The 25,213-nt window shown below is 68.7% G+C and carries 16 protein-coding genes; 10 read left to right on the top strand and 6 right to left on the bottom strand.

What is annotated here, in order from left to right:
- Positions 1-183: 183 nt before the first annotated feature.
- Positions 184-3,486 carry an arabinosyltransferase domain-containing protein gene (locus E1161_RS14185; protein WP_132623507.1) on the top strand — a complete coding sequence of 1,101 codons (3,303 nt, stop codon included), beginning with the start codon at positions 184-186 and terminating at the stop codon, positions 3,484-3,486.
- Between the two features lie 214 nt (positions 3,487-3,700).
- Here E1161_RS14185 and E1161_RS14180 read toward each other — a convergent pair whose 3' ends face one another.
- Entirely contained in the window at positions 3,701-4,132 is a 432-nt protein-coding gene (locus E1161_RS14180) for a GtrA family protein (protein ID WP_235875019.1), read from the bottom strand.
- Positions 4,133-4,310: 178 nt separating this feature from the next.
- On the opposite strand from E1161_RS14180, the gene E1161_RS14175 reads away from it, so the two are divergent.
- From E1161_RS14175 to E1161_RS14135, 9 genes are all read left to right on the top strand, one after another.
- Positions 4,311-5,675 (top strand): FAD-binding oxidoreductase, encoded by a 1,365-nt coding sequence (locus E1161_RS14175; RefSeq protein ID WP_132623503.1) that lies wholly within the window; start codon positions 4,311-4,313, stop codon positions 5,673-5,675.
- A gap of 8 nt (positions 5,676-5,683) precedes the next feature.
- Positions 5,684-7,036, top strand: a complete 1,353-nt coding sequence (locus tag E1161_RS14170) for an FAD-binding oxidoreductase (protein ID WP_132623680.1) — start codon at positions 5,684-5,686, stop codon at positions 7,034-7,036.
- Positions 7,033-7,794: a decaprenylphospho-beta-D-erythro-pentofuranosid-2-ulose 2-reductase gene (locus E1161_RS14165; RefSeq protein ID WP_132623501.1), complete on the top strand. Its 762-nt coding sequence runs from the start codon at positions 7,033-7,035 to the stop codon at positions 7,792-7,794. Before E1161_RS14170 ends, E1161_RS14165 begins: the two co-directional genes overlap by 4 nt.
- A 594-nt stretch (positions 7,795-8,388) precedes the next feature.
- Positions 8,389-9,213, top strand: a complete 825-nt coding sequence (locus E1161_RS14160; RefSeq protein ID WP_132623499.1) for a class I SAM-dependent methyltransferase — start codon at positions 8,389-8,391, stop codon at positions 9,211-9,213.
- A gap of 125 nt (positions 9,214-9,338) precedes the next feature.
- A complete protein-coding gene (locus E1161_RS14155) occupies positions 9,339-12,509 on the top strand; it encodes an arabinosyltransferase domain-containing protein (protein WP_132623497.1) in 3,171 nt (1,056 codons plus the stop codon).
- A gap of 93 nt (positions 12,510-12,602) precedes the next feature.
- Positions 12,603-15,635: an arabinosyltransferase domain-containing protein gene (locus E1161_RS14150; RefSeq protein WP_235875018.1), complete on the top strand. Its 3,033-nt coding sequence runs from the start codon at positions 12,603-12,605 to the stop codon at positions 15,633-15,635.
- A 2-nt stretch (positions 15,636-15,637) separates the two neighbouring features.
- Positions 15,638-16,648: a glycosyltransferase gene (locus E1161_RS14145; RefSeq protein WP_132623495.1), complete on the top strand. Its 1,011-nt coding sequence runs from the start codon at positions 15,638-15,640 to the stop codon at positions 16,646-16,648.
- The gene (locus E1161_RS14140) at positions 16,635-17,033 is read left to right on the top strand and encodes a GtrA family protein (protein WP_132623493.1); all 399 of its coding nucleotides are present in this window, start codon (positions 16,635-16,637) and stop codon (positions 17,031-17,033) included. The genes E1161_RS14145 and E1161_RS14140 overlap by 14 nt, the downstream gene beginning before the upstream one ends.
- A complete protein-coding gene (locus tag E1161_RS14135; RefSeq protein ID WP_132623491.1) occupies positions 17,030-18,292 on the top strand; it encodes an NAD(P)/FAD-dependent oxidoreductase in 1,263 nt (420 codons plus the stop codon). Before E1161_RS14140 ends, E1161_RS14135 begins: the two co-directional genes overlap by 4 nt.
- Positions 18,293-18,381: 89 nt before the next feature.
- Here E1161_RS14135 and E1161_RS14130 read toward each other — a convergent pair whose 3' ends face one another.
- The 5 genes from E1161_RS14130 to glf all read right to left on the bottom strand — a co-directional run bounded on the left by E1161_RS14130 (position 18,382) and on the right by glf (position 24,916).
- Positions 18,382-19,956: an alkaline phosphatase D family protein gene (locus E1161_RS14130; RefSeq protein ID WP_132623489.1), complete on the bottom strand. Its 1,575-nt coding sequence runs from the start codon at positions 19,954-19,956 to the stop codon at positions 18,382-18,384.
- Between the two features lie 142 nt (positions 19,957-20,098).
- Entirely contained in the window at positions 20,099-21,082 is a 984-nt protein-coding gene (locus E1161_RS14125; protein ID WP_456238830.1) for a decaprenyl-phosphate phosphoribosyltransferase, read from the bottom strand.
- A gap of 91 nt (positions 21,083-21,173) precedes the next feature.
- Positions 21,174-21,746, bottom strand: a complete 573-nt coding sequence (locus E1161_RS14120; protein WP_207920247.1) for a phosphatase PAP2 family protein — start codon at positions 21,744-21,746, stop codon at positions 21,174-21,176.
- A gap of 22 nt (positions 21,747-21,768) precedes the next feature.
- Positions 21,769-23,724 (bottom strand): glycosyltransferase, encoded by a 1,956-nt coding sequence (locus E1161_RS14115; RefSeq protein ID WP_132623485.1) that lies wholly within the window; start codon positions 23,722-23,724, stop codon positions 21,769-21,771.
- Position 23,725: 1 nt separating this feature from the next.
- Positions 23,726-24,916: a UDP-galactopyranose mutase gene (glf, locus tag E1161_RS14110; protein WP_132623483.1), complete on the bottom strand. Its 1,191-nt coding sequence runs from the start codon at positions 24,914-24,916 to the stop codon at positions 23,726-23,728.
- Between the last annotated feature and the right edge of the window lie 297 nt (positions 24,917-25,213).

Raw genomic sequence — 25,213 nt, 5'->3', positions numbered from 1 at the left:
CCGGCGGCCGCTCGCTCTTTACGCGGACTTCACACCGGACTCGATAACCGGAGGGTCACGGGACGCTTAGAGACGCCTGAGATCGAACTGAGTTCGCAGCTCACGGCGTTACCCCTGGTGTCGATTCGCACACCCTCGGAATGCCGCGAAAGCGCCCGGACCAGCAACTACTATTCTCCTTTCGTGCTCAGTGGCCAGGAAGACAGCCGCCGAACGGACGACCCTTCGGCAGACAACGGGACCGACCGCTCTCGACCGTCGGCCAGGCGGCTGAAGCTGTTCGCCTCCGCTCTGGGCGTGCTGGGCACGGTGCTCGCCCTGGCGGTGCCGTTCCTGCCCGTCAACCACGACATCACGACCCTGAAGTGGCCGACGGCGGAGGGCACCAAGTCGGTGTCGGCGCCGCTGGTCGGCTACTCGCCGCTGTGGCTCAACGCGGAGGTGCCGTGCGTGTCGGCGCGGAGCCTCGACGCGCGCACCAACGGCGCGGCCGTGCTGCTGAGCACGAACCCGCCCTCGTCGGACTACGGCAAGCTGACCGGTCTGACGCTGCAGGTCGACAACGGCCAGCTGACGCTGCTGACCAAGGGCCAGCAGGTCGGCACCGCGGCGATACCCGCCGGGGACTGCTCGATCTCGCTGCGCTCCGACGGCTACGGCAGCACCGCCAGCGTCGGCGATCAGTCGATCGCCAACCTGCGCGGCGACCAGCGCCCGCAGCTGACCGGTGTGTACTCCGACATCGACGACCACCTCGACGACGTGCGCGGACTGTCGTTCGAGGCGCGGGTGGACACCCGCTACGAGAGCCAGGCGACGTCGCTGAAGCTGGCCGTGATCGCGCTGACCGTGCTGGCCTTCATCGGCTCGGTGTTCTGCCTGCGACGCCTGGACGTGCGCGCGGGCAGGCGTCCCCCGAAGTGGCTGGCCATCGGCTGGTGGAAGCCGACGTTCCGGGACGTCGCGGTGATCGGCTCGCTGCTGGTGTGGTGGGTCATCGGGGCGATGACCTCGGACGACGGCTACATCCTCAACATCGCGCGAGCGCGTGAGAGCTTCGGGTACGTCTCCAACTACTACCGCTGGTTCGGTGTCCCGGAGGCCCCGTTCGGCTGGTTCTACGAGGTGTACTCGGTGTGGGTGCAGGTCTCCACGGCCACGCCGTGGGTGCGACTGCCCGCGCTGCTGATGGGCATCGTCAGCTGGCTGCTGATCTCCCGCGAGGTGCTGCCCCGGCTCGGCCAGCAGGTCCGGCGCTCCAACGCCGCCGGCTGGGCCGCCGCGGCCGTGTTCCTGGCGTTCTGGCTGCCCTACAACAACGGCCTGCGCCCCGAGCCGGTCGTGGTGCTGTTCTCGCTGCTGGCGCTGTGCGCCGTCGAGCGCGCCGTGGCCACCGACCGGCTGATGCCGGCCGCGCTGGGCCTCGTGGTCGCCGCGCTGTCGGTGGGAGCGAACCCGCACGGCATGGTGTCCGTGCTGCCGTTCGTGGCCGCCCTCAAGCCGCTGTTCCGGCTGCTGCGCAAGCGGGCCCTGGAGTTCGGCTGGTTGCCGGTGCTGGCGCCGATCGCCTCATCAGGGTTCGTGATCCTGACCCTGGTGTTCGCCGACCAGACGTGGCAGTCGGTCATGGACGCCACCGACCTGCGCACCGACATCGGCCCCAGCCAGAGCTGGTACGAGGAGCTCAGCCGCTACAACCTGCTGTTCAGCCCCACGGCGGACGGCTCCATGACGCGACGCTTCCCCGTGCTGCTGGTCATCCTGTGCCTGGCGACCTGCGCCGTGGTGCTGCTGCGCCGGGGCCGGATCCGGGGTGCGGCGCTGGGCCCGAGCCGGCGACTGCTGGCGATCAGCGCCATGTCCTTCGGCGTGCTCGTGCTGACCCCCACCAAGTGGTCGCACCACTTCGGCATCTTGGCCGCCACCGGCGGTGCGCTGGCCGCGCTGACCGCGCTGGCCACCAGCACCACCGTGCTGCGCTCGAAGCGCAACAGGGCCGCGTTCTTCGCGGGTCTGATGGTCATCCTCGCCTTCGCCGCCACCGGCCCCAACGCGTGGTGGTACGTCTCCGGCTGGGGTGTGCCCTGGTACAACATGCCGCCGCAGCTCAAGGGCAGGCACCTGAGCACGATGCTGCTGATCGTCGCGTTCATCGCGCTGGTCGTGGCGTTCATCGAGCACCTGAGGATCGACGAGCACAACCCGAAGGTCGTCGACGAGCGCTTCAACCGCGAGGAGGGCCGCAGCCGCGCGCTGCGGATGGGCACGGCTCCGCTGTCGATACTGTGCGCCCTGCTGGTGCTGTTCGAACTGGCGAACTTCGGCAAGGTCATCCAGAAGCAGTGGGGCAGTTACAGCCTCGGCGCGGACAACATCAAGCAGATCGTGGGCACCAGCTGCGGCCTGTCCGACTACATCTACGTCGAGACCAACCCGCAGTCCGGGATGCTGCGCGTGGCCGGGGAACAGCCGGCCACGGCGGCGCCGTCCGAGGACGAGGACATCGGTGTCCCGCCCAAGCGCCTGAAGGACAAGGAAGACGCCGACCAGTACATGCGGGCGAAGCTGTCCGGCTTCAACCAGCCCGGCCTGCCGCCGGGCGACGGCACCGACCCGCAGGAACCCAACTGGAAGCCGCCGCACCAGTTCGGCAACGACAACGCGCCGGTGTGGGGCAGCTACGACGCCGCCGCCGTCGGCACCGGTGAGCTGCGCACCCAGTGGTACGACCTGCCTGAGCGCGCGCAGCGCGGCGAGGTGCCCGTGGTGCTGTCGCTGGCCGGCGCCGAGTTGGGCGCGAACTCGGTGGCGCTCGAATTCGGGCACGACACCCCGAACGGCTTCCTGATCACCGAGCGCAAGTACGTGGTGCAGCGGGAAGGAGTCCCGTACTGGCGGGACTTCCGCTACACCCTCGGCGGCAAGTCCGAGGGCGCCACGAAGATGCGCGTGGTCGCGGTGGACAACGCGCTCGGTCCGAACGGCTGGGTCGCGGTCAGCGCCCCGCGCGCGCCGCAGCTGGTGAACATGACCGACTTCGTCGGTGACCAGCCCGCGTTCGTGGAGTGGACGGCCGCGCTGGTGCACCCGTGCCTGCAGCTGCCGCGCGTGCAGCACGGCGTCGCCGAGATCCCGAAGTTCCGGGTCGCGGCCGGTGCCGAGGTCCGCGACATCGGCCAGGGCTGGTCGTCCCCGGACTCCGGGGGTCCGTTCGGCTGGCTGAACGTGGCGACGAGCATGCGCGAGCTGCCGACGTACATGAAGAACAACATCCACCGGGACTGGGGCTCGCTGTACGCCGTGGACCCGTACGACGCGGACGCCGTACCGGCTCAGACGGCCATGGACGTCCACACGGAGACCCACTGGGGCAACTGGACCCCGGGACCGCTGCCGAAGAGCCTGCAGCTCCCGGGCGACGTCCCCAGTTCCGACGACCGCAACGACGTCAAGGGCTTCGAAGCACCCGAAGAAGGGGGCCAGTAAGCCTCACCAGCGCAGAACCCTCGCGCCGCAGGCCTCCCACTCGGGAGCGAGGCCTGGGACGGGAGGGTTCTCCGCTGTCCGCTGCCACCTTCCCGATGCCCTGCCCGCCGCCGTCGGCCGTCACCACCCCACCGGCGATCACCCGCCGAAGGACGGGACGCAACGGGCGCCCGGCCAGGGTGGCCGAGCGCCCGTTCGATGCGCGTTTCGCTGGTCAGTCGCGGAAGATGAGGAGCTTGAGCATGATGAAGTTGATCATCGTGCCGAGCCCCTGGGCGATGACCCAGAACAACGTGAACTGCCATGCCTCCTGCGCGTTGAAGACCACGCACAGCAGCTGGTTGGAGCCCATGTTCACGAAGAACGTCGTGGTGTAGAGCACGACGAAGGCACCGACCTTCGCGGTGGTGTTGCCCTGGCCCGCGCCTTGGAAGGTGAACTTGCGGTTGATCACGTAGGAAGCCGTGGTGCCCAGGATGAACGACAGGGACTTCGACAGCCAGATCGGCCAGCCGAGAACGCCGAGCAGCAGCGAGTACGTGCCGAAGTCGATGACGGCGCAGCCGCCGCCGATGATGATGAAGCGCGCCAGCTGGTTGAACACGCCCAGTTTCCTGGGCTCGGTGTTGGCTGCGGTATCGGCCACTGTCACAGGTTCACCCTTACGAAACGACGGCAGGACCAGACGCCCTCCGACCCAGCTGGAGATGCCGGGACCGTGGCACACACGTCCCCCGAGAGTGTAGCGATGACGCTTCGCCATCCGCTGGGGACCGCTCGTACCCGGCGATGGAAGAACCCGATGCGCGGATAGACTCGGCTGGGTGGGATCGGTGAAGGACGAGCTACAGACGCTGACCGGCTGGGGGCGCACGGCGCCCACCAGGGCACACGTCCTCAGCACTCCGGACGTCGAGGCCATCGCCAACGCGGTCCGGGAGGCGGGCGAGCGGGGCGTCATCGCGCGCGGCCTGGGTCGCAGCTACGGCGACCCGTCCCAGAACGCGGGGGGCACGGTCATCGACATGACCGCCCTGGACCGCGTGCACATGATCGATGTCGACGACGCCGTGGTGGACGTCGACGCAGGGGTTCCGCTGGACACCCTGATGCGCCGGCTCCTGCCGCACGGGCTGTGGATCCCGGTGCTGCCGGGCACCCGCCAGGTCACCGTCGGCGGCGCCATCGGATCCGACATCCACGGCAAGAACCACCACTCGCAGGGCAGCTTCGGCAGCCACGTGCTGTCGCTGGACCTGCTCACCGCCGACGGCGAGGTCCGCACCCTCAAGCCGGAGGGCGACACCTCGGAGCTGTTCTGGGCGACCGTCGGGGGCATGGGCCTGACCGGCATCATCGTGAGGGCCACGGTCAAGCTCAAGCGCGTCGAGACCGCGTATTTCGTGGTCGACAACGTGCGGACGAAGAACCTGGACGAGCTGATCGAGCACTTCACCGACGGCTCCGACGCCAACTACGTGTACTCGGTGGCCTGGTTCGACTCGCTCGCCCGCGGCGACAGCCTGGGCCGCGCGCTGCTGACCCGGGGCAACTCGGCCAAGCTGGAGGACCTGCCGAAGAAGCTGCGCAAGGACCCGTTGAAGTTCAACGCGCCGCAGCTGATGACCGCCCCACCGATCTTCCCCAACGGGTTGGTCAACAAGTACACGATCACCGCGTTCAACGAGGTCTGGTACCGCAAGGCACCGACCAAGCACGGCGCGGTGCACAACATCACCCAGTTCTTCCACCCGCTGGACCTGGTCGGCGAGTGGAACCGCATCTACGGCCCGAACGGCTTCCTGCAGTACCAGTTCATGGTGCCGTTCGGCCAGGAAACGATGTTCCGCCGGTCCATCGACAAGATCAGCGCCTCGGGCCACGTGTCGTTCCTGAACGTGCTCAAGACCTTCGGGCCGGGCAACGACGCCCCGATGTCATTCCCCCAGGAAGGCTGGACGCTGACTGTCGACATCCCGATCACCCCGGGCCTGGACCGGCTCTGCCAGGAGCTTGACGAGATGGTCCTCGACGCAGGTGGCCGGTTGTACCTGGCCAAGGAGTCGCGGACCAATGCCGAGATGATCGAGAAGATGTACCCGCGAATCGACGAGTGGCGCAAGATCCGCGCTTCGGTCGACCCGCAGGGCATCTTCGTCTCCGACCTTTCGCGAAGGCTGGGCCTGTGACCGCAGCAATGGAGTACCGCACGCTGACCGGTTGGGCACGAACGGCACCGTCCCGGGTGCGCGTGCTCAGCACGACCGACGTCGACGCCATCGCCGAGGCGGTGCGCACCGCCGACGAGCGGGGCGTCATCGCCCGCGGCTTGGGCCGCAGCTACGGCGACGTCGCGCAGAACGCCGGTGGCGTGGTCGTCGACATGACCGCGCTCAACCGCGTTCACGACATCAACCCGGACACCGCCATCGTCGACGTCGACGCGGGCGTGAGCCTGGAAGAGCTGATGCGGGCCGCGCTGCCCTACGGCTTGTGGGTCCCGGTGCTGCCGGGCACCCGGCAGGTCACCGTGGGTGGCGCGATCGCCAACGACATCCACGGCAAGAACCACCACAGCGCGGGCAGCTTCGGCAACCACGTGGTGGCGATGGACCTGCTCACCGCCGACGGCGAGATCCGCACGATCACGCCGAACGGCCCGGACGCCGACCTGTTCTGGTCGACGGTGGCGGGCATCGGCCTGACCGGCATCATCCTGCGCGCCTCGATCCGGATGACCCGGACCGAGACCGCGTACTTCATCGCCGACGCCGACCGGACCGCGAACCTCGACGAGACGATCGAGCTGTTCAACGACGGCTCGGACGACAAGTACACCTACTCGTCGGCGTGGTTCGACTCGATGTCCACCGGGGCGAAGCTCGGCCGCGGCGCGTTCGGCCGCGGCTCGCTGGCCACGCTCGACCAGCTGCCGCCGAAGCTGCGGGCCGACCCGCTGAAGTTCGACGCGCCGCAGCTGCTGACGCTGCCGGACGTCTTCCCGCCGCGGCTGGCCAACAAGCTGACCTTCGGCACGATCGGCGAGCTGTACTACTGGAAGACGCCCAAGCGCGGCCGCGACCTGATCCAGAACCTGACCGCCTTCTACCACCCGCTCGACCTGATCGGCGAGTGGAGCAGGGCCTACGGTTCGCAGGGCTTCCTGCAGTACCAGTTCTCGCTGCCCTACGGCAAGGACGAGGACCTCAAGCGGATCATCCGCAAGGTCGCCCAGTCCGGCAACGTGTCGTTCCTCAACGTCATCAAGAAGATGGGCGAGGGCAACCGGTCCCCGCTCTCCTACCCGCACCCCGGCTGGCTGGTGTGCCTGGACTTCCCGATCGTCGACGGTCTGGGCAAGTTCTGCACCGAGCTGGACGAGGACGTGCTCTCCCTCGGCGGCCGGCTGTACACCGCCAAGGACTCGCGGACGTCCGCGGAGACCTTCCACCAGATGTACCCGCGGGTGGACGAGTTCAAGAAGATCCGCCAGACCATTGACCCCGAAGGCAAATTCGCCTCAGACATGAGCCGGAGGCTTGAGCTGTGATCGACGCTGTTGGCAACCCCCAATCCCTGCTGGTGCTCGGCGGCACCTCGGACATCGCGCTGACCACCGCGAAGCAGTACGCGCAGACCCGCGCGCTGCGTATCGTGCTGGCCGACCGCCCCGAGGAGTCCGAGCGCCTCGAAGCCGCTGCCGAGGAGCTGCGCAAGACGGGCAGCACGGTGTCGATCCTGCACTTCGACGCCCGCAAGCCGGAGACGCACGCCGAGGTCATCGACAAGGCGTTCGCCGACGGCGACGTCGACGTCACGCTGATCGCCTTCGGCATCCAGGGTGACAACGAGAAGGGCTGGACGGACTTCGAGGCCGCCCGTGCCGTCGCCGACATCAACTACGTCGCCCCGGTGGGCCTGGGCGTGCTGCTGGCCAACAAGCTCAAGAAGCAGGGCCACGGCAGCATCGCGGTGATGGCCTCCCCGGCCGGTGAGCGCGCTCGCCGCTCGAACTTCGTCTACGGCTCCTCCAAGGGCGGCCTGGACATCTTCTACACCGGTCTCACCTACGCGCTGGAGGAGCACGGTGTGAAGGTCACCGTGATCCGCCCGAACTTCGTGCACACGAAGCTCACCGCGGGCATGAAGCCGCCGCCCATGTCGCAGACCCCGGACCAGGTCGCCGAGGCGATCATCGATGGCGTCCGCAAGGGCAAGGAAGAGGTCTACGCGCCCGGCCAGATGCGCTGGGTCATGTTCGTGCTCAAGCACGTTCCGCGCTTCATCTTCAAGAAGCTGCCGTTCTAGGAGCAGTTTCGGGTCGGTTCGCTGGGCGGTGCGGGTTAGCGGGACCTCTCACGTGGTCTGGCTGCGGCATCCGCGACGAGGCGTGCCAGATCGAACGCTCCGGGCAGAACGGGGTCGTCGGGTGCATCCCGGCGGCCCCTTTCGCCTCTCCGGGTTGACCGCGCATCCCGGCGAGATCCAGAATCCCATCTCGGCTGCCCGGTTTGTCCAGAACACTGGAACGGGATCTCGATCGGGACAACTTCGCCGCGAACAGGCAACGTTTCGCCCTCCCGCGGCGATCTGTAACTGTGCGGGCGTCGCGACGCCCGCCGACTTCCAGACGCGCGGCGCGCATCGGGAAGCGCGGATGCCCGGAGAAGTGGGGTTCACCAGGCATCCGCGTCCGTGGGTCCTCCACCTGCCCTCACCACCCGGAGGACCCACGGAACGTCCGCGAGCAGACTCCCATCGGACGCCCGGGGTGGCTCCGAGGTTTCTCCACGCACGCGGAAACAACGGCGGGGAGACGTTTTTCGCCCGATCGGCCTATCACGGGAAAACTTCCCAGGACTGCGTGTGAGCGACTGGACGCCCCCAGTAACCTGATCCTTCGTGGACGACTTCGAGACGGCCATCGCCGAGTACTACCGGCTCGGTCCGGAGCGGGATCGCCTCAGCACCTGGGGATACCTGGAGGCGCTGCGCACCGCCGAACTGCTGGGTCGACACCTGCCGCCGGCACCGGGCGTCGTCTACGACATCGGCGGCGCCGAGGGCGCCTACGCCCTGCCGCTGGCCCGCGACGGCTACGAGGTGCACTTGGTGGACGCCTGGCCTCCGCACGTGGCGGCCGCAGCCGAGGCGTCCGCCGCCCAACCCGCCGCACCGCTGGCCGGCTGCACCGTCAACGACGCGCGGGACCTCCCCTTCGACGACGGCACCGCCGACGCGGTGCTGCTGCTCGGCCCCCTCTACCACCTGCTGGAACGCGCCGACCGGTTGCGCGCGCTGCGCGAAGCGCACCGGGTGCTCAAGTCGGGAGGCGTGCTCTTCGCGGCGGCCGTGTCGCGCTACGCGTCGACCTTCGACGGCGTGGCGATGGGCGACATCGTCAACCCCGACTTCCAAGAACTCGTCCAGGGCGCGCTGCGCGACGGCCTGCACCGCAACACCAGGCCCGACGAATTCCCGCACTGGTTCACCCTCACCTACTTCCACCGGCCCGCCGACCTGCGCGATGAGGTCGCCGACGCGGGTTTCCGGGCGATCGAGCTGGTGGCGGTGGAGAGCGTGGCGGCGTGGGCCGCAGACACCCGCCGGCTGAACGAGCCGGAGTACCGGGAAGCGACGCTGCGGGCGATCCGCCGAGTCGAGTCGGCTCCCGAGCTGCTGGGGGCCAGCCCGCACCTCATGGCGGTCGCACGCAGGTCCCACTGACGTCTCTTCCCGGTATGTTCCGCCTGTCGGGCAACCTGGAGCGCGGTGGCTGTCGTGGAACTGCATGAGAATTGACGCGGTTCCCTCGCCGGCATCGGCACGATCACCCCGGGAGAACGAGAAGGGTGAAGTACCTGACGAGCACGGCTCCGGTCGAAGCGCCCGCCACACCGCGGGTCGACGACGTCCCTCGGCGTTCGCACCTGGGCAGATGGCTGGCGCACTTGATCGCGCTGTGCCTGGGCGTCGCGGGTTCGTGCTGCGCGATCGCGCTCCCGCTGGCGCCGGTGCTGCTCGACCGCACCGAGGTGCACTGGCCCGCGGCGACGGGTGAGAACCCCACGACGACGGCGTTCATCACGCCCTACCGGCCCGCCGAGTTCCGCGCGACCGTGCCCTGCGCGACGATGCGCGCCGCGCTGGGCGAGCCGACGACGGTGCTCAGCACCCTGCCGCCGGGCAGCGACCGCGAAGGGCTGGTGCTGTCCACCCAGGACGGACACCCCCGGCTGCTGCTGGGCGAACGCGAGGTGGAACTCCCCGCCGGGTCCTGCGGTCTGGTGGTTCGCGGTGACGGCGCGGGCTCGGTCGTCGAACCCGCCGGACGTGCGCCGATCATGCTGCCCGGTGTGCCCGCGCCCGAGGTCTTCACCTTCGCCACCTCGCTGGAACCCGAGCAGCTGCACGGGCTTTCGGTCACCGCGCGCACCTACGCGTGGGCTGACACCTCCCCCACCGAGACCAAGCGGAGCCTGATCGAGGCGGCGCTGCTGCTCGGACTGTGCTCGCTGCTGCTGCTGTTCGCCCACGCCCCACCTGCGCTGCGCGGTTTCCGCCCGCACCCGCTGCTGTGGCCGGTGGACGCCGGGGTCGCCGCGGTGATCTGGGTGTGGCTGTTCGTCGGGCCGCTCACCGACGACGACGGCTTCGCGATGATGACCGTCCGCAACTCCGCCGGGACCGGGGACATCGGCAACTACTACCGCTGGTTCAACGCCTCCGAAGCGCCGTTCACCCTGGTGCAGCACTTCATGCGGTGGTGGTCGGCCGACGGCCTGGAGCCGCTCTGGCTGCGGATGCCCAGCGCAGCCGCCGGTCTGCTGACCTGGCTGGTGGTCAGCCGCGGCATCGTCGCTCCGATCTGCCGGGGGCGCAGGAGGTTTCCGCTGCAAATGGTGACAGCGGTGTTCTTCCTCGCCTGCTGGCTGCCCTACGGCCTGGGCATCCGCCCGGAACCGTTCATCGCGCTGGGAACGTCGATCCTGGTCGCCACATTGCTGCGCGCCTCGCGCAGCAGCGCACCGTTCGGCTGGCTGGGCGTGGCCGCGCTGGTGTGCGGTTTGACGGTGTCGATCAACCCGACCGGGGTCAGCGCGGTTCTGACGGTGCTGGTCTTCGCGCCGCGCATCTGGTCGCTCCTGGTGCGTCCCGGAGCGCTGCCGCGCTGGGCGCTGGTGCCGGTCCGCGTCGTGCTGCTGGCGAGCCTGGGATCTGTCGGTCTTGTCGCGATGTTCGCCGACACGTCCTGGAACGGGGTGCTCCACGCGACCGAGGTGCACGACGAGATCGGGCCGAGCCTGGGCTGGTACCAGGAGATCGACCGCTACGCGAGTCTGCTCGGCACCACCATGTGGGGCGTGGCGGGCAAGCGGCTGGTCGTGTTCCTGGTGATCACGGCCGTGCTGATCGCCGCGGCGTGCGCGATGCGACGGCTGCACCGCACCACGGCCGTGACCGATCTGCCGGTGCTGCTGGGTTCGGTGGCCGCGGTGCTGGCCGCGCTGTGGCTGACGCCGTCGAAGTGGACGCACCACTTCGGTGCGCTGATCGGTGTCGGTCCGGCGCTGGTGGCGGTGACCGTGGTGCTCCTCGTGCGGGTCGGCGCGCTGGCCGACGGGCACCGGGAGGCCCGACTGCTGGGGGTTCTCGGCACGCTGGCGGCATCGGTGGCGTCGGGTCTGGCGTTCATGGGCCCGAACTCCTGGCCGTGGCAGTCGAACTTGGCGATGCCGTGGGCGGACACCCCGGTCCGGCCGGGCCTGCCGCTGGACAGCCCGGTGCTGTGGATGTTCGTCGGACTCGTCACCGGGCTGCTGACGCTCGTCGGGCTGCTGATCCGGATGCGGCTGCGGTCCCGCGCCCTCGGCGGTCTGATGTGGACGATCTCCCCGGCCTCTGTGCTCACCGGGTCGGCGCTGGCGATGGCGCTGGTGCTGCTGGGCTCGTTCTTGTCGGTGCCGGAGACGATGGGCGACCGCTTCTCGGTGGCCCGGATGAACCGGCTCAGCCACGAGGCGTCCAGCTGCGGGCTGGAGGACGAGGTGCAGGCGATGCCCATCGCCGAGCCACTCGTTCCGATCGACTGGGACGACACCGGCGAGCTGGACGGGTTCACCGCCGGCGGAGCACCGCCGCAGGAGCCGGACTTGCGCCTGGAGAACCGCGGCGAGCCGCTGCGGCTCCCCGAGCCCGCCGATCCCGACGATCCGCGCGCCGACGAACCCACCGGCCGCCAGGCCAGCGATTTCGCCTGGACCAGCCAGGACGGCGGCCCGCAGAACACCGGCACGCTGATCACCCCGTGGTTCGGACTGCCGCAGGTGAACGCGCAGCAGGTCCTGTCGATGTGGGTGTCCGGCCGTCCCGAGCAGGGCAACTCGCTGACCTTGGAGTTCGCCGCCGGGAACCGCCCGCTGGGACGCGAGGTGCTCCACGACCCGCCACCGGTGGACCTGCCGTTCGAGGACCCGCGGCACGGCCGCGACGACGACTGGCGGGACTTCACCGCGTGGCGCTCGATGACCGTCGAACCCGGTGACATCCCGGCGGGCGCGGACCGGGTCCGCGTGCTGGCCACCGACCGCAGCACCGACCGGCAGGGCTGGTTGAGCGTCAGCGGCCCGGTGGTGCGCGACGTCGTCGGCCTGCGGCAGGCCTTGGACGCGCAGGGACCGCTGCTGATCGACTGGCCGATGAGCTTCGTGTTCCCCTGCCGGACCGACTACCCGCAGGTCGGGCACGGTGTCGCGGCGAGCCCCCGGATGCTCATCACGCCCCCGGAGGGTGAGGGTTCGATGGCCTACGACCCGAACCTCGGCGGCGTGTTCGCCGGGGTGCCGATGCTCTCCGAGCGCATGGAGCTGCCCACCCGGTTGCGCGGAACGCCGGGCTACACCTGGGGTCACCTGCTCGTGGTGCGCTACGAACGCGAACGCGATTCCTACACCACGACTCGCCAGCGAGAACGCGTCAGCGGAGCCGACGGCGACGGGTCCTACCCCTTCGAGCAGCGGTGATCGTTCGTGCGAGTCACCGCCGCATGCCCGAAACTGATTCTCCCGGGACCGATTTGCGGCTGACCCGCTAAACATCGCTGAGCTGGGGGAACGTTGCTGGACGGGATCGAGCGCACCGCGGACGCCTCTCCTCCGATGCCCGCCGCGCCCACGCCGCGCCGCCGCCTCGCCAACGCCCTCGGCCTGGTGGTCGGCGTCCTGGCGGTGCTCGCCGCGATCGCCGTCCCGTTCGCGCCGGTCGTCGGCGACCGGGTCACGGTCACCTGGCCGATGGCCGGGCAACCGGCGGAGAGCACGCTCGCCTTCGTCGTGCCCTACCACCCGGACGAGGTGCACGTCCGGGTTCCGTGCGAGGTCGTCCGCTCAGGTCAGGACCGCGGTGAGCCGACGACGCTGGTGTCCTCCCGCCCGCCCGGTCAGCCCACCGAGGGCTTCGCCGTCACCACCGCCCAGGACCACGTGATCGCCCTGGTCGCGGGCCGGGAGGCGTTGCGCGCGCCGATCGGGGCAGCCTGCGACGTCGCCATCGACGGCGGCCCGTCCGGAGCCACCGCCCGCATCGGCGACCGGACCGCCTCGGTGACCACCGGGATCCGAGACATCGTCGCGTTCACCACCCAGCTCTCCCCCGCCGAGGTGACGGGCACCGAGGTCCAGGTGGTCACCGCCAACTGGTTCGAAACAACCCCCACCCAGGGGAAGCAGCTGCTCATCGTCGTCCAGCTGCTGCTCGTGGCCGCCGGTTTCGCGGTCCTGGCGGCGCTGGACCGCCGACGCCGCGAAGTTGTCGAACGCCCGAGCCAACGGCTGGCTCATCGCTTGTCCGGCTACGTGATCGACCTGGGGCTGCTGGTAGTGCTCGCGGGTTGGTGGCTGCTGGGCCCGAACAGCCCGGACGACTCGTTCGCCTCGGTCACCGTGCAGAACGGGCTGCGCACCGGCGACATCGGCAACTACTACCGCTGGGAGAACGCCTCCGAAGCGCCGTTCACGCTGGTCCAGCAGCTGCTGATGCACGTCGCCGAGTGGAACCAGAACCCGCTGGCCATGCGCATTCCCAGCATCCTCGCCGCGGTGCTCACCTGGCTGGTGCTCAGCCGGGGCGTGCTCGGCGCAGCCGTTCCCGGACAGCACCACCGGCCGCTGGTTCGCGTCCTGGCCGCGCTGGCCTTCCTGTCCTGGTGGCTGCCGTTCGGGATGGGCGTGCGACCGGAGGCCTTCGAAGCGCTGGGGCTGACCGTCGTGCTGGCGGCGGTGCTGCAGGCCGCCCGCACCGAGCGGCGGGTGTGGCTGGGCGTGGCGGCGCTGGCGGCGGGGCTGTCGATCGCGGTCAACCCGATGGGCATCACCGCGATCGCCCCGTTCCTGGTGCTCGCGCCGCGCCTGTGGCGCATGGCCGGGGTGGGGGTGGCCGCCCTGCTGGCCGGGAGCGCCTCGGTCGGTGTGGTGGCGATGTTCGCCGACCAGTCGCTGTTCGGCGCCGCGAAGGCCACCGACCTGCATGGCTACTACGGGCCGAACGTGTCGTGGTTCCAGGAGGTCACGCGCTGGCAGTACCTGCTCGGCTTCGACCTGCAGGGCGACGTCGCTCGCCGCGCCGCCGTCCTGCTCACCCTCGTCGTCGCGGCGTTCAGCGTCGTGGTGCTGCTGCGCAGCCGCGGTGCTCGCCGTGCCGCCGGACTGCGGATGGCGCACGTCCCCGCGGCATCGCTGCTGCTCAGCCTGGTCTTGATGACGCTCACCCCGTCGAAGTGGACGCACTACTTCGGCGCGCTCGCCGGCTTCGGAGCCGCTACTGTGACTGCGGGCGTCGTGCTGGTCGGCGTCGCCGCGGTCACCGCGAGCCGGGACCGGGTGGTGCTCGTCGCCGGTCTGGCCGGAACAGTGCTCGCCGGTGGTGCGGCCGCGCTCGTCTTCTCCGGCAAGAACAACTGGTTCCTGCACTCGCAGTACGGGGTGCCGTGGGGCGAAGGACCGGTCCGGCCGCTGAACAACCCGCTGGTCTGGTTGCTCGTCGCCGGTCTGTTGATGGCCGCCTCCGCGCTGTTCAGGGGAGGTGATGACCGGGCGCGACGGGCGTTGATCCGCACACCCGCGCTGGTGTGCGTCACGGCGATGGGGGTGGCGGTGACGATCGTGCTCGGCTCGTTCGCGGCGGCGCCGATCAGGCAGGGCGACGCCTACTCGATCGGCGCGCAGGGCATCGCCGCCGCGCGCGGAGGCAGCTGCGGCATCGCCGACAAGATCGTCGTCACCCCCGACCTCGTGGGGCTGCGCGGCGGTGACGGCGCCGAGATGACCGGGTTCACCGAAGGCTCCGGGTTCGCAACGGGTTTCACCCCGCCCTCCGACGTCCCGCTGTGGGGCAGCCTGACCGGTGGGCAGATCAACACCGGCACGCTGACCACCGGCTGGTTCCCGCTGCCCGCGCTGGCCCCCGACCAGGAGCTCGCCTTCGGGGTGGCCGGGCGCAGCGGCGACGGCAACCGGGTCGCGCTGGAGTTCTCCGGTCCCGGCGAAACGCGCGAGGTCGTGCTCGACGACACCTGGATGGACTCCGACGAGCGCGAGACCTACCCGAGCGACCGCGTCATCGAGGACGAGCCGCAGGACCACCCCGGCTGGCGGGACATGCACCTGTCCCCCGCGCAGATCCCGGCCGGCGCCGACCGGGTCCGCATCACGGCGAGCGACGGCACCACCGACCCCGCCGGGTGGGTCGCGGTCAGCGGGCCGCGGGTCCGGCAGGTCATCCCGCTGACGGAGTACATGCAGGACAAGGCCCCGACGTACGTGGACTGGTCGATGACCTGGAACGTGCCGTGCCTGCGGGACCTGCCGGAGGTCGGCAGTGGTCTCGTCCAAGCCCCCGCGTACCTGATCACCCCGCCGAACTCGACGGGGTTCGGCGGCACCGCCGCGTTCGAGCGCGGGATCGGCGGGGCGTTCGCCGGAGTCCGGGACGTCGGTGTTCAAGAGGAGATCCCGACAAGGCTCAAGGGTTACGAGAGAACACCCGAGTATTCCGAGTGGGGCCATCTCATCGAGGTGCAATACCCCTACCCGGGCAACCGATTCGACGTCCAACGCGTTGAAGCTCCGCGGTGGGGTTGGCGAGGGGAGTGACCATGTCCGACACGGTCCGGCACGAGGTCGGGATCCCGGTTCCGCAGCAGGCACGAACTCCCGATGCCGAATCACCACAGCTGATCTCGTACGTGCTGCCGGTCTACAACGAGGCCGAGGGGATCAAGCACTTCCACACCGAGCTCACCGACGCGGTCGCCGCGCGACCCGAATTCGACTACGAGTTCATCTACGTCAACGACGGTTCCGCCGACGGGTCGATGCGCATCCTGCAGGACATCGCGAAGAACGATCCCCGCGTGCGGGTCGTCGACTTCGCGCGCAACTTCGGCCACCAGATCGCCATCACCGCGGGCCTGGACTACGCGGCTGGAGAGGCGGTGATCGTGATGGACACCGATCTGCAGGACCCGCCGCGGGTCAGCCTGCAGATGATCGACGCGTGGCTGGACGGCGCCGAGGTCGTGCAGGCGCGGCGGCGGACCCGGCGCGACAACCCGTTCAAGCGCGCCACCGCGCACACCTACTACCGGCTGCTGCGCAGCTGCTCCGACGTCGACATCCCGGTCGACACCGGCGATTTCAGGCTGCTCAACCGGCGGGCTGCCGAGGAGCTGCGGACGTTCCGGGAACGCAGCCGGTTCATCCGGGGCATGGTCGCCTCGATGGGGTTCAACCAGCAGGAACTGCTCTTCGACAGGGACGAGCGGGTCGCGGGCGAGACCAAGTACCCGATGCGCAAGATGCTGCGGCTGGCCGCCGACGGCGTCACCGGGTTCTCCACCGCGCCGCTCAAGCTGATCACCAGGATGGGGTTCTCGGCACTGGCCTTGGCGCTGCTGGGCATCACCTACTCGGTAGCGCTGCGGCTCTTCTTCCCCGAAGTCACCGTCTCGGGGTGGACGATGTTGATGGTCGTGATGCTGTTCCTGGGCGGGCTGCAGATGCTGTCGCTGGGAGTCATCGGCAGCTACATCGGCCGCATCTACAGCGAAGTGCAACAACGCCCCCTCTACATCGTCCGGGATGTGATCCGGCATGACGAAGCTTGAGCCGCGTCCCCGGCTGATCAGCCGGGAACTGCTGCTCTACGCGGTGATCGGCGGCAGCGGCGTGCTGCTGGACTACCTGCTGTTCCTGGCGCTGTTCAACCACTTCGGGATGCACCACCAGCTGGCCAACGCCCTGAGCACGACGGCGGGGATCACCAACAACTTCGTGCTCAACTCGCTGTTCAACTTCCGCAAGACCGACCGGGTCCTGGTGCGGTTCCTGCGCTTCTACGCGGTGGGCCTCGCCGGGATCTTGCTGACGTTCCTGCTGCTTGCGGTGTTCTCCACGTGGCTCGGGATCGACGCGAACCTGGTCAAGCTGGCCAGCCTCCCGGTGGTCCTGCTGTTCCAGTACACGATCAACAAGAGGTGGAGTTTCGGATGAGAGTGGGGATCGTCGGCGCCGGTGCGACCGGGCTGACCGCGGCCTACGACGCGGTGCGCGCCGGGCACGAGGTGACGGTGCTGGAAGCCTCCGCCGAACTCGGCGGGCTCGCGGCTTCCATCGAGGTCGGCGGCACTCCGCTGGAGCGCTTCTACCACCACAGCTTCCGCAGCGACGCGGCGATGATCGAGCTCATCGAGGACATCGGGCTCAGCGACCGGCTGCGGTTCCACAAGCCGACCACCGGCGTGTACTCCAACGGCCGGCTGCACGACTTCGGCACACCGGTGGAAATGCTGAGATTCCCCGAGTTCTCGATGCTGGACCGCTTCCGGTTCGGTGCGTCCTCGGCCGCGCTGAAGTTGATCCGCAACGGGTCCCGGTTCAACGGGGTTCGCGCGCTGGACTGGATGCGCCGCTGGGCGGGCAAGGAGGTCACCTCGACCATCTGGGAACCGCTGCTGAAGGGCAAGTTCGGCGATCGCGCCGAGGAGATCTCGATGGCGTGGCTGTGGGCGCGGATCCACTGCCGCACGTTCGAACTCGGTTATGTCCACGGCGGTTTCGACCAGGTCTACCGCGCGCTGACCGACGCGGTGACCGAACGCGGCGGGAAGATCGAGTTCAGCAAACCGGTCTCGTCCATCACCCAGCCGTCGGAGGCGGTGCAGGTGGGGACCTCGGACGGCAGCAGCTACGAGTTCGACCACCTCATCGTAACGATCCCGCAGCCCGCGTTCGCCAAGGCCGCCGACATCGAATCCGACGACGTGCTGTGGCGGAACCAGTACCTGGGCGCGACCTGCTTCATCCTCGAGGTCGACCGCAGCGTCATCCCGTACTACTGGCTCAACATCAACGACCCGGAGTTCCCGTTCCTGGCGGTCGTGGAGCACACCAACATGGTCGACGAGCAGGAGTACGGGGGGAACCACGTCGTCTACGTGGGCAACTACGTGACGCGCGAGGACTGGCGCTTCACCACCGACCCGGCCGAACTGCTGCAGAACTACATCCCCTGGCTCAAGCGGCTCAACCCGGAGTTCGACGAGTCCTGGATCAAGCAGTGGCACTTCTCCAAGGCCGGGTTCGCCCAGCCCATCGTCACCCCGACCTACCGCTCCCTCATCCCGCCGCACAAGACCCACATGCCCGGCGTCACGCTGGCCACGATGTCCCAGATCTACCCCCAGGACCGAGGCCAGTCCTACGCCATCGGCATGGCGCACGAGATCACCGAGAGCCTCGGCCTCCGCTGACCGAACCTGCGGCCCGCGGTTGGGGAGTTCACACACATCGCGCGGAGTTCGACATCGGAGTCGAACTCCGCGCGATCGTGTGGCTCGGGTCAGCGCTGGTTGATGCCCGGGGTGCCGTCTTCGATGGTGAAGGTGGCGAGGTCCTGCACCGGGGCTCCGGGCTTGGAGACGTAGGGCAGCACCTTGTAGGTCGCCGTCATCTCCGCCTCGGTGATCTTGGTGGAGATGTAGCCGCGCTGGTTGCGGAAGAAGCGGACGTGCGGGTTCTCCGCCAGGTACGCCTTCTCCTTGTCCGTGAGCTCAGCCGAGCCGTCGCCACCGCTGGTGATCGAGGTGGCCGTGAACTCGGTTGCCACCACGTCCTCGCCGTCGTGGATCTCGTTCGCCCAGTGGGTGTGGACGTCTCCGGTCAACACCACCGGGTTGCGGGTGCCGGCCTGCTTCCAGCCCTCGATGACCCGCTGCCGGGAACCGACGTAGCCGTCCCAGGCGTCCGGGTTGTACCCCTCGTCCTCGCCGTTGAGGTAGTCGATCTCGGCGAACATGACCTGCTGGCCCAGCACGTCCCAGCGCGCCCGCGACGAACGCAGGCCCTGCAGCAGCCAGCGCTCCTGCTCGGCGCCGGTGAGGCTGCGCTTGGGGTCCAGCCGGGCCGGGTCCTGGGTCGGGGACTCGTCGTTGCCGACCTGGTCGTCGCGGTACTGGCGGGTGTCGAGCATGTGGAACGTCGCCAGCGAACCCCACTCGATCCGCCGGAACAACCGCAGGTCGATGCCCTGCGGGACCTGGGCGCGGCGCAGCGGCATGTTCTCGTAGTACGCCTGGAAGGCGGCCTTGCGGCGCTCGAGGAAGTTCGGCTGCGGCTCGTCGGGGTGCTCGTAGACCTCGTCGGCCCAGTTGTTGTCCAGCTCGTGGTCGTCCCAGACCACCACCCACGGGGCGGCGGCGTGCGCGTGCTGCAGGTCGGCGTCGAACTTGTACTGGGCGTGCCGCTGCCGGTAGTTGGCCAGCGTCTCGGTCTCCGGGCCTGCGTGGTCTCGGATGTTGCCACCCGGGATCTCGTATTCGCCCGCCTTGTACTCGTACTGGTAGTCGCCCAGGTGGAGGATCAGGTCCGGGCGCTCGTCGCCGAGGTGGCGGTAGGCGGTGAAGTAGCCGTGCTCGAACTGGGCGCAGGAGGCGAAGGCCATCGACAGCTCGCCCATCGTGCCCGGCAGCGGCGCCGTCCGGGTGCGCCCTGCCGGAGAGACCGAGCCCTCGGCGCGGAACCGGTAGAAGTAGTCGCGGCCCGGCCGCAGCCCCTCCAGCTCGACGTGCACGCTGTGGCCCATCTCGGGAGCGGCGGGAGCCTCACCCCGGCGCACCACGCGCGTGAAGTTCTCGTCCTCGGCGACCTCCCACTGCACCGGGATCGTCTTGGCCGGCATGCCGCCCATGCCGTCCTCGGCGAGCGGGTCGGCGGCCAGGCGCGTCCACAGCACGAAACCGTCCGGCAGCGGGTCCCCGGAGGCCACGCCGAGGCTGAACACCTCGCCCCTGCGGGCCGCACCGGCACCTGGCAGCGACATCGCGGACGGCGCTCCGGCGACGGTCAGCGCCGCGGCACCGGCGGCACCGGCCAGCAGCACTTCGCGCCGCGAGAACTTCGAAACGGACTTGTCCATGAGAGTCGGTCCTCCATCGATTCGGGAACTTCGCCCACTCTCACCGGACGGGGTGAACGCGCCGGTGATCGACGATGAACAAACAGTGCAGAACGACGAAGCCCCCGGCCACTCGGGCCAGGGGCTTCGACGCAGGCGCTGCTTACAGGTAGAACGCCAGGAACAGGCAGCCGGCGAGGATCACGCCGAGCACCATCAGGACCTTGTCCTTGAGGACCACTTCCTCGGGCTCACCGGCGACACCCTTGTCGATGTCCACCGCGTACCGCAGGATCGCGACCACCATCGGCACGATGGAGATCAGGCCCCAGCGCGACATCTCGAACTCGCGGATGTCGTAGGCCCACAGCGAGTAAGTCATGATCGTGATCGCGGCCGCGATGGCCCACACGAACCGCAGGTAGGACGGCGAGTACGCCTTCAGCGACTTGCGGATCTTCGCGCCGGTCTCGGCGGCCAGCTTCACCTCGGCGTAGCGCTTGCCCGCCACCATGAACAGCGAGCCGAACGCCACGATCAGGTAGAACCACTGGGTGATCACCAGGTTCGCCGCCGCACCACCGGCGATGGCGCGCAGCAGGAACCCGGAGGCCACGATGCACAGATCGATCACCGGCTGGTGCTTGAGGCCGAAGCAGTAGCCCAGCTGCACCGCGATGTAGAGCGCCATCACCGCCAGCAGCTGCATGCTCGTCAGGCCCGAGATCAGCAGTGAGCCGCCCAGCAGCAGCACGCACACCACGTAAGCGATCGGCAGCGGGATCAGGCCGGCCGCGATCGGGCGGTTGCGCTTGGTCGGGTGCTGCCGGTCCGCCTCGACGTCGATCGCGTCGTTGACGAAGTAGATGCCCGAAGCGGCCATCGAGAACACCACGAACGCGATCACCGCGTCGAGCAGGATGGCCGGGTCCAGGATCTCGCCCGCCGCGAACGGCACGGCGAGCACCAGGACGTTCTTCACCCACTGCTTCGGGCGAAGTTCCTTGATCAGACCGGTCGCCAGACCGGTTGGCGTCCCCGCCTTGGCAGTCACCTTCGCATGGTAGGCGTCCGAGGCCTTGTCCTTCTCGTCGTCGGCCTTCTTCGGCCCCGGCTCCAGCACCTCGTCACCGAACTCGGCGCCGATGGTGCCTTCCGCGTCGGACTCGACCTCGGCCTTCTTCGAAGCGTCGGAAGCCTCGGCGGCCTCGGCCGTGTCAGTCGAAGCTTGCTTGTTGTCAGGCACGGTTCCTCCGCCGTCTCATGAACCGCCGGGTGACCAGTGCAACGGCACCGCCGAGCACCGAACCGGCGACCACATCGCTCGGGTAATGAACCCCCAGGACAATTCGGCTGACCATCATCGGCGGCACGATCGCCGGGGTCAGCTTCTTGCCGGTCAACCCGCCGTAGAGCACCGCGGCGGCCGTCGTGGACGTCGCGTGCGAGGACGGGAAGCTCAGCTGGCTCGGCGTACCGACCAGCACCTGGATCTCGGGGTCTTTCGGACGCGGGCGGCGAACCACCCGCTTGACCGCGATCGACGCCGCGTGTGCGGCGGCGACCCCTGCCGCGGCGGTGACCCACTCACCGCGGCGCTTGCGGTCGACCAGCGCACCGACCGCGCCGATGGCCAGCCAACCTGCGGCGTGCTCACCGAACAGCGACATCGCGTGCGCCGTCTTGACGACCGCGGGCTTGGCCAACGCGCCCTGCACCTTGCGCAGCGCGATGGTCTCGGCCGTGACCTGCTCGTCGTGCTTGAGGTCGGTCACGTCCTCGGGGGCGATCAGCGTAGTCAGCTCTGCCACTTCGTCTCCGGGAAAGTCGGCATCATTGGGGATCAAAGACTTGCTTCCAGGACTCCGCGCTGGTCAGCTCCGGCAGCGCGGCGCGGTACTCATCACGCAGCCGCGCCCACTCCTGGCCGAGCCGCTTGTAGTTGGCCAAGGACTCCAGGCCGAGACGGCGGAACGTCTCCGGGTCGCGGCGGCGGAAAGCCACCCCGCTGCCGTCGGCGTTGGACACCGTGGCGCTGTCCAGGTTGCCCAGCAGGAACCAGCGGGCGGCGGCTGCCGGAACGTTGAGCTGCGGCCGGTCCGACGCGTCGTGCGCGGGTTCCTTGAGGTTGTGCAGCAACGCCTTGGACGCGCGAGCCGCGATCACCGCCGGGTTCACCGGCGGGTTGAGCAGGCCCTCCGCCATGATCGGGTCCGCGGTCGGCGGCGGGAACTCCCGCGCCGACGGGAGCGTCTTGGCGTCGTCGTAGTCCTTGCGCAGCTCGCGAACCTCGGGCAGGGCCGTGCGCAGGCTGTCGAACAGGCCAGACGGGCCCTTCAGGAAGTCCTCGATGGCCTTCTGCTGGACCGCGACCGTGGAGTACTCCATCGACAGCAGGTGCCGCAGCGTGAGCTTGAGGCCCTGCTTGACGATGTTGTTCTTGACCTCTTCCGGGCTGTGCAGCGCGGCCAGGATCAGCCGGTTGCGGGTGTGGAAGTAGGCGGTCCAGTCCGTGGCGTCGTTCTTGTCGGTCCACGGCATGTGCCAGATCGCCGCACCCGGCAGCGTCACCGTCGGGTAGCCGTGGCCGCCCGCGCGCAGCGAGTACTCCGAGTCGTCGTGCTTGATGAACAGCGGCAGCGGCAACCCGGTGCGCTCGATGATCTCGCGCGGGAACAGGCACATCCACCAGCCGTTGTAGGTGGAGTGGACGCGCTGGTGCAGCTTCTTGGTCTTGCGCAGCGGCTTCTTGGCGAAGTCGTGGTCGGTGACCGCGCCCGGCGCCGCGCGCCAGATGCCCTGGCCGAGGTCGACGACCTCGCCCATGGTGTGCAGCCGCGAGCGCGCCTGCAGGTTGAGCATCTGGCCACCGACGATGACCGGGTGGGTGGCGGCGCGGGCGAAGGCGTTGGCCCGCAGCACACCGTCCGGCTCCAGGGCGATGTCATCGTCGATGACCATCACCTGGGCTGCGTCGGAGTTGTGGATGCCCTCGTACATGACCCGGCCGAAACCGCCGGACCCGCCGAGGTTGTCCTGCTCGATGACGTGCAGCTTGTCACCGATGGCCTTGGCGGCCTCGTCGAAGCCCTCGACCTCGTGGATCTTCTGCGGGCCCTGGTCGGCCACGATGACCCGCTCCACCACGGCCATGACCTGCGGGTCTTCCCCAAGCGTCTTGAGCGCTTCGATGCACTCCGAGGGCCGGATGGTGGTGGTGCCGACCACGACCTGCTGCTTGGGCATCGGCTGGTCGGTCGTCCACGCGGCGTCGCTGATCTCCAGCGCGACGTCGTTGGTGAACAGGTCGAACCAGATCCAGCCGCCGTCCTCGAACGGCTGCAGCGACACCTTGAACTCCAACGACGTCCAGTCCTCGCTGGAAACCTTGGAACCCTGCAGGTGAACGCTGTCGCCGTTCGACTTCGAGCGGTAGACGTCGAGCCGACCGGACCCCTTGACCTGCAGCCTGAGCACGATCTCTTCGATCTTGGTCCAACGCTTCCAGTAGCTCGCAGGGAAGGCGTTGAAGTAGGACGCGAGCGAGATCTTGCTGTGCGCGGGCACGCGCAGGTTGCGCCGGGAGACCACCGTGGCCGTGCTGGCCAGCGCTGCGGGCTCGTCGATGTAGAGCGGACGCACGTCCAGCGGGTCCTCACCGCGCGGGAACACGATCCGCTGCAGCACCTGCTCGGGCGCCGCGTCCGAGGTCCCGGCGCGCACCGAAGTGACGTCGCTGAACTTGCTCTCCCCAGCGGCGTTGGGCTCTCGAGGGGTCCGGTCGGTCACGTCAGTCCTCCAGCGAGCCGTCCAGCGAACGGCCCTCGGTGAAGTATGGAGCGATCTTGTTGTCGAACATGCTCAGGGCCGAGCCGATGGCCATGTGCATGTCCAGGTACTTGTAGGTGCCCAGTCGACCACCGAAGATGACCTGGCGCTCCTTGGCCTCCTTCTTGGCCAGTTCGCGGTAGGCCTCCAGCTTGCGCCGGTCCTCCGAGGTGTTGATCGGGTAGTAGGGCTCGTCCCCGCTCTCCGCGGACCGCGAGTACTCGCGCACGACCACCGTCTTGTCCTTCGGGTAGTAGTCCCGCTCGGGGTGGAAGTGCCGGAACTCGTGGATCCGGGTGTAAGGGACTTCCTCGTCGGCGTAGTTCATCACCGACGTGCCCTGGAAGTCGCCGGTGTTGACGACCTCGGTCTCGAAGTCCAGGGTGCGCCAGCCCAGCTCGCCCTCGGCGTAGTCGAAGTACTGGTCCAGCGGACCGGTGTAGACGACCGGGACGTTGGTGGGCAGCTCACCGCGAACGTCGAAGAAGTCCGTCGCCAACCGGACGTCGATGTTCGGGCTCTCCGCCATCTTCTGCAACCACGCGGTGTAGCCCTCGACGGGCAACCCCTCGAAGTCGTCGTTGAAGTAGCGGTTGTTGAGGTTGTACCGAACCGGCAGCCGGCTGATGATCGCCGCGGGCAGTTCCTTGGGGTCGGTCTGCCACTGCTTGGCCGTGTAACCGCGCACGAATGCCTCGTACAGCGGGCGGCCGATCAGCGAGATCGCCTTCTCCTCGAGGTTCTGGGCCTCGGCGGTGTCGATCTCGGACGCCTGCTCGGCGACCAGCGCCTTCGCCTCGTCCGGACTGAAGGCGCGGCCGAAGAACTGGGACAGCAGGCCCAGGTTCATCGGGAACGAGTAGATCTGCCCCTGGTGCTTGGTGAACACCCGGTGCTGATAGTTGGTGAATTCGGTGAACTGATTTACGTAATCCCACACCCGTTTGTTCGACGTGTGGAACAAGTGTGCACCGTATCGATGCACCTCAATACCGGTTTCAGGCTCCGCCTCCGAGTAGGCGTTGCCCCCGATGTGGTCACGTCGGTCCAGCACCAGCACCCGCTTGTCCAGCTGGGTGGCGGCGCGCTCTGCGATCGTGAGGCCGAAGAATCCGGAACCAACAACGATCAGGTCATAGCCTGCGAAGCTCACAGTCGTCGAGGGTAGCTGTAGCGCGACGCCGCCCCGAAACCGCGTTGACGTTATTGACTACATATGAACACGAGGAGTGTCGATATCGCTCCCGAAGACCACCTATTCCCCGTTGTCCAGGCAGTTCACCACCCCGCAGGGTGACTGCGGCGCCACCGGCGGCGACTATTCGTGGCTGTTATTACCCGTTAGGCGACCCGCCGGGCGAGTCGCGCGGGGGCTACCATCGCGCCGTATCGACGCGCCGGTGGAACCTTTTCACGCAGGTCCGAGACTCCGGGACGGGCGCGCAACACT

The organism is Saccharopolyspora aridisoli (assembly GCF_004348445.1).
Classification (GTDB): domain Bacteria; phylum Actinomycetota; class Actinomycetes; order Mycobacteriales; family Pseudonocardiaceae; genus Saccharopolyspora; species Saccharopolyspora aridisoli.
This window is presented reverse-complemented; position numbering and strand designations above follow the sequence as displayed.

Coding starts and splice junctions, on each gene's coding strand:
- E1161_RS14170 (WP_132623680.1), top strand. CDS start 5,684: ATGGAGTACCGCACGCTGACCGGTTGGGCACGAACGGCACCGTCCCGG.
- E1161_RS14145 (WP_132623495.1), top strand. CDS start 15,638: ATGTCCGACACGGTCCGGCACGAGGTCGGGATCCCGGTTCCGCAGCAG.
- E1161_RS14140 (WP_132623493.1), top strand. CDS start 16,635: ATGACGAAGCTTGAGCCGCGTCCCCGGCTGATCAGCCGGGAACTGCTG.
- E1161_RS14135 (WP_132623491.1), top strand. CDS start 17,030: ATGAGAGTGGGGATCGTCGGCGCCGGTGCGACCGGGCTGACCGCGGCC.
- E1161_RS14130 (WP_132623489.1), bottom strand. CDS start 19,956: ATGGACAAGTCCGTTTCGAAGTTCTCGCGGCGCGAAGTGCTGCTGGCC.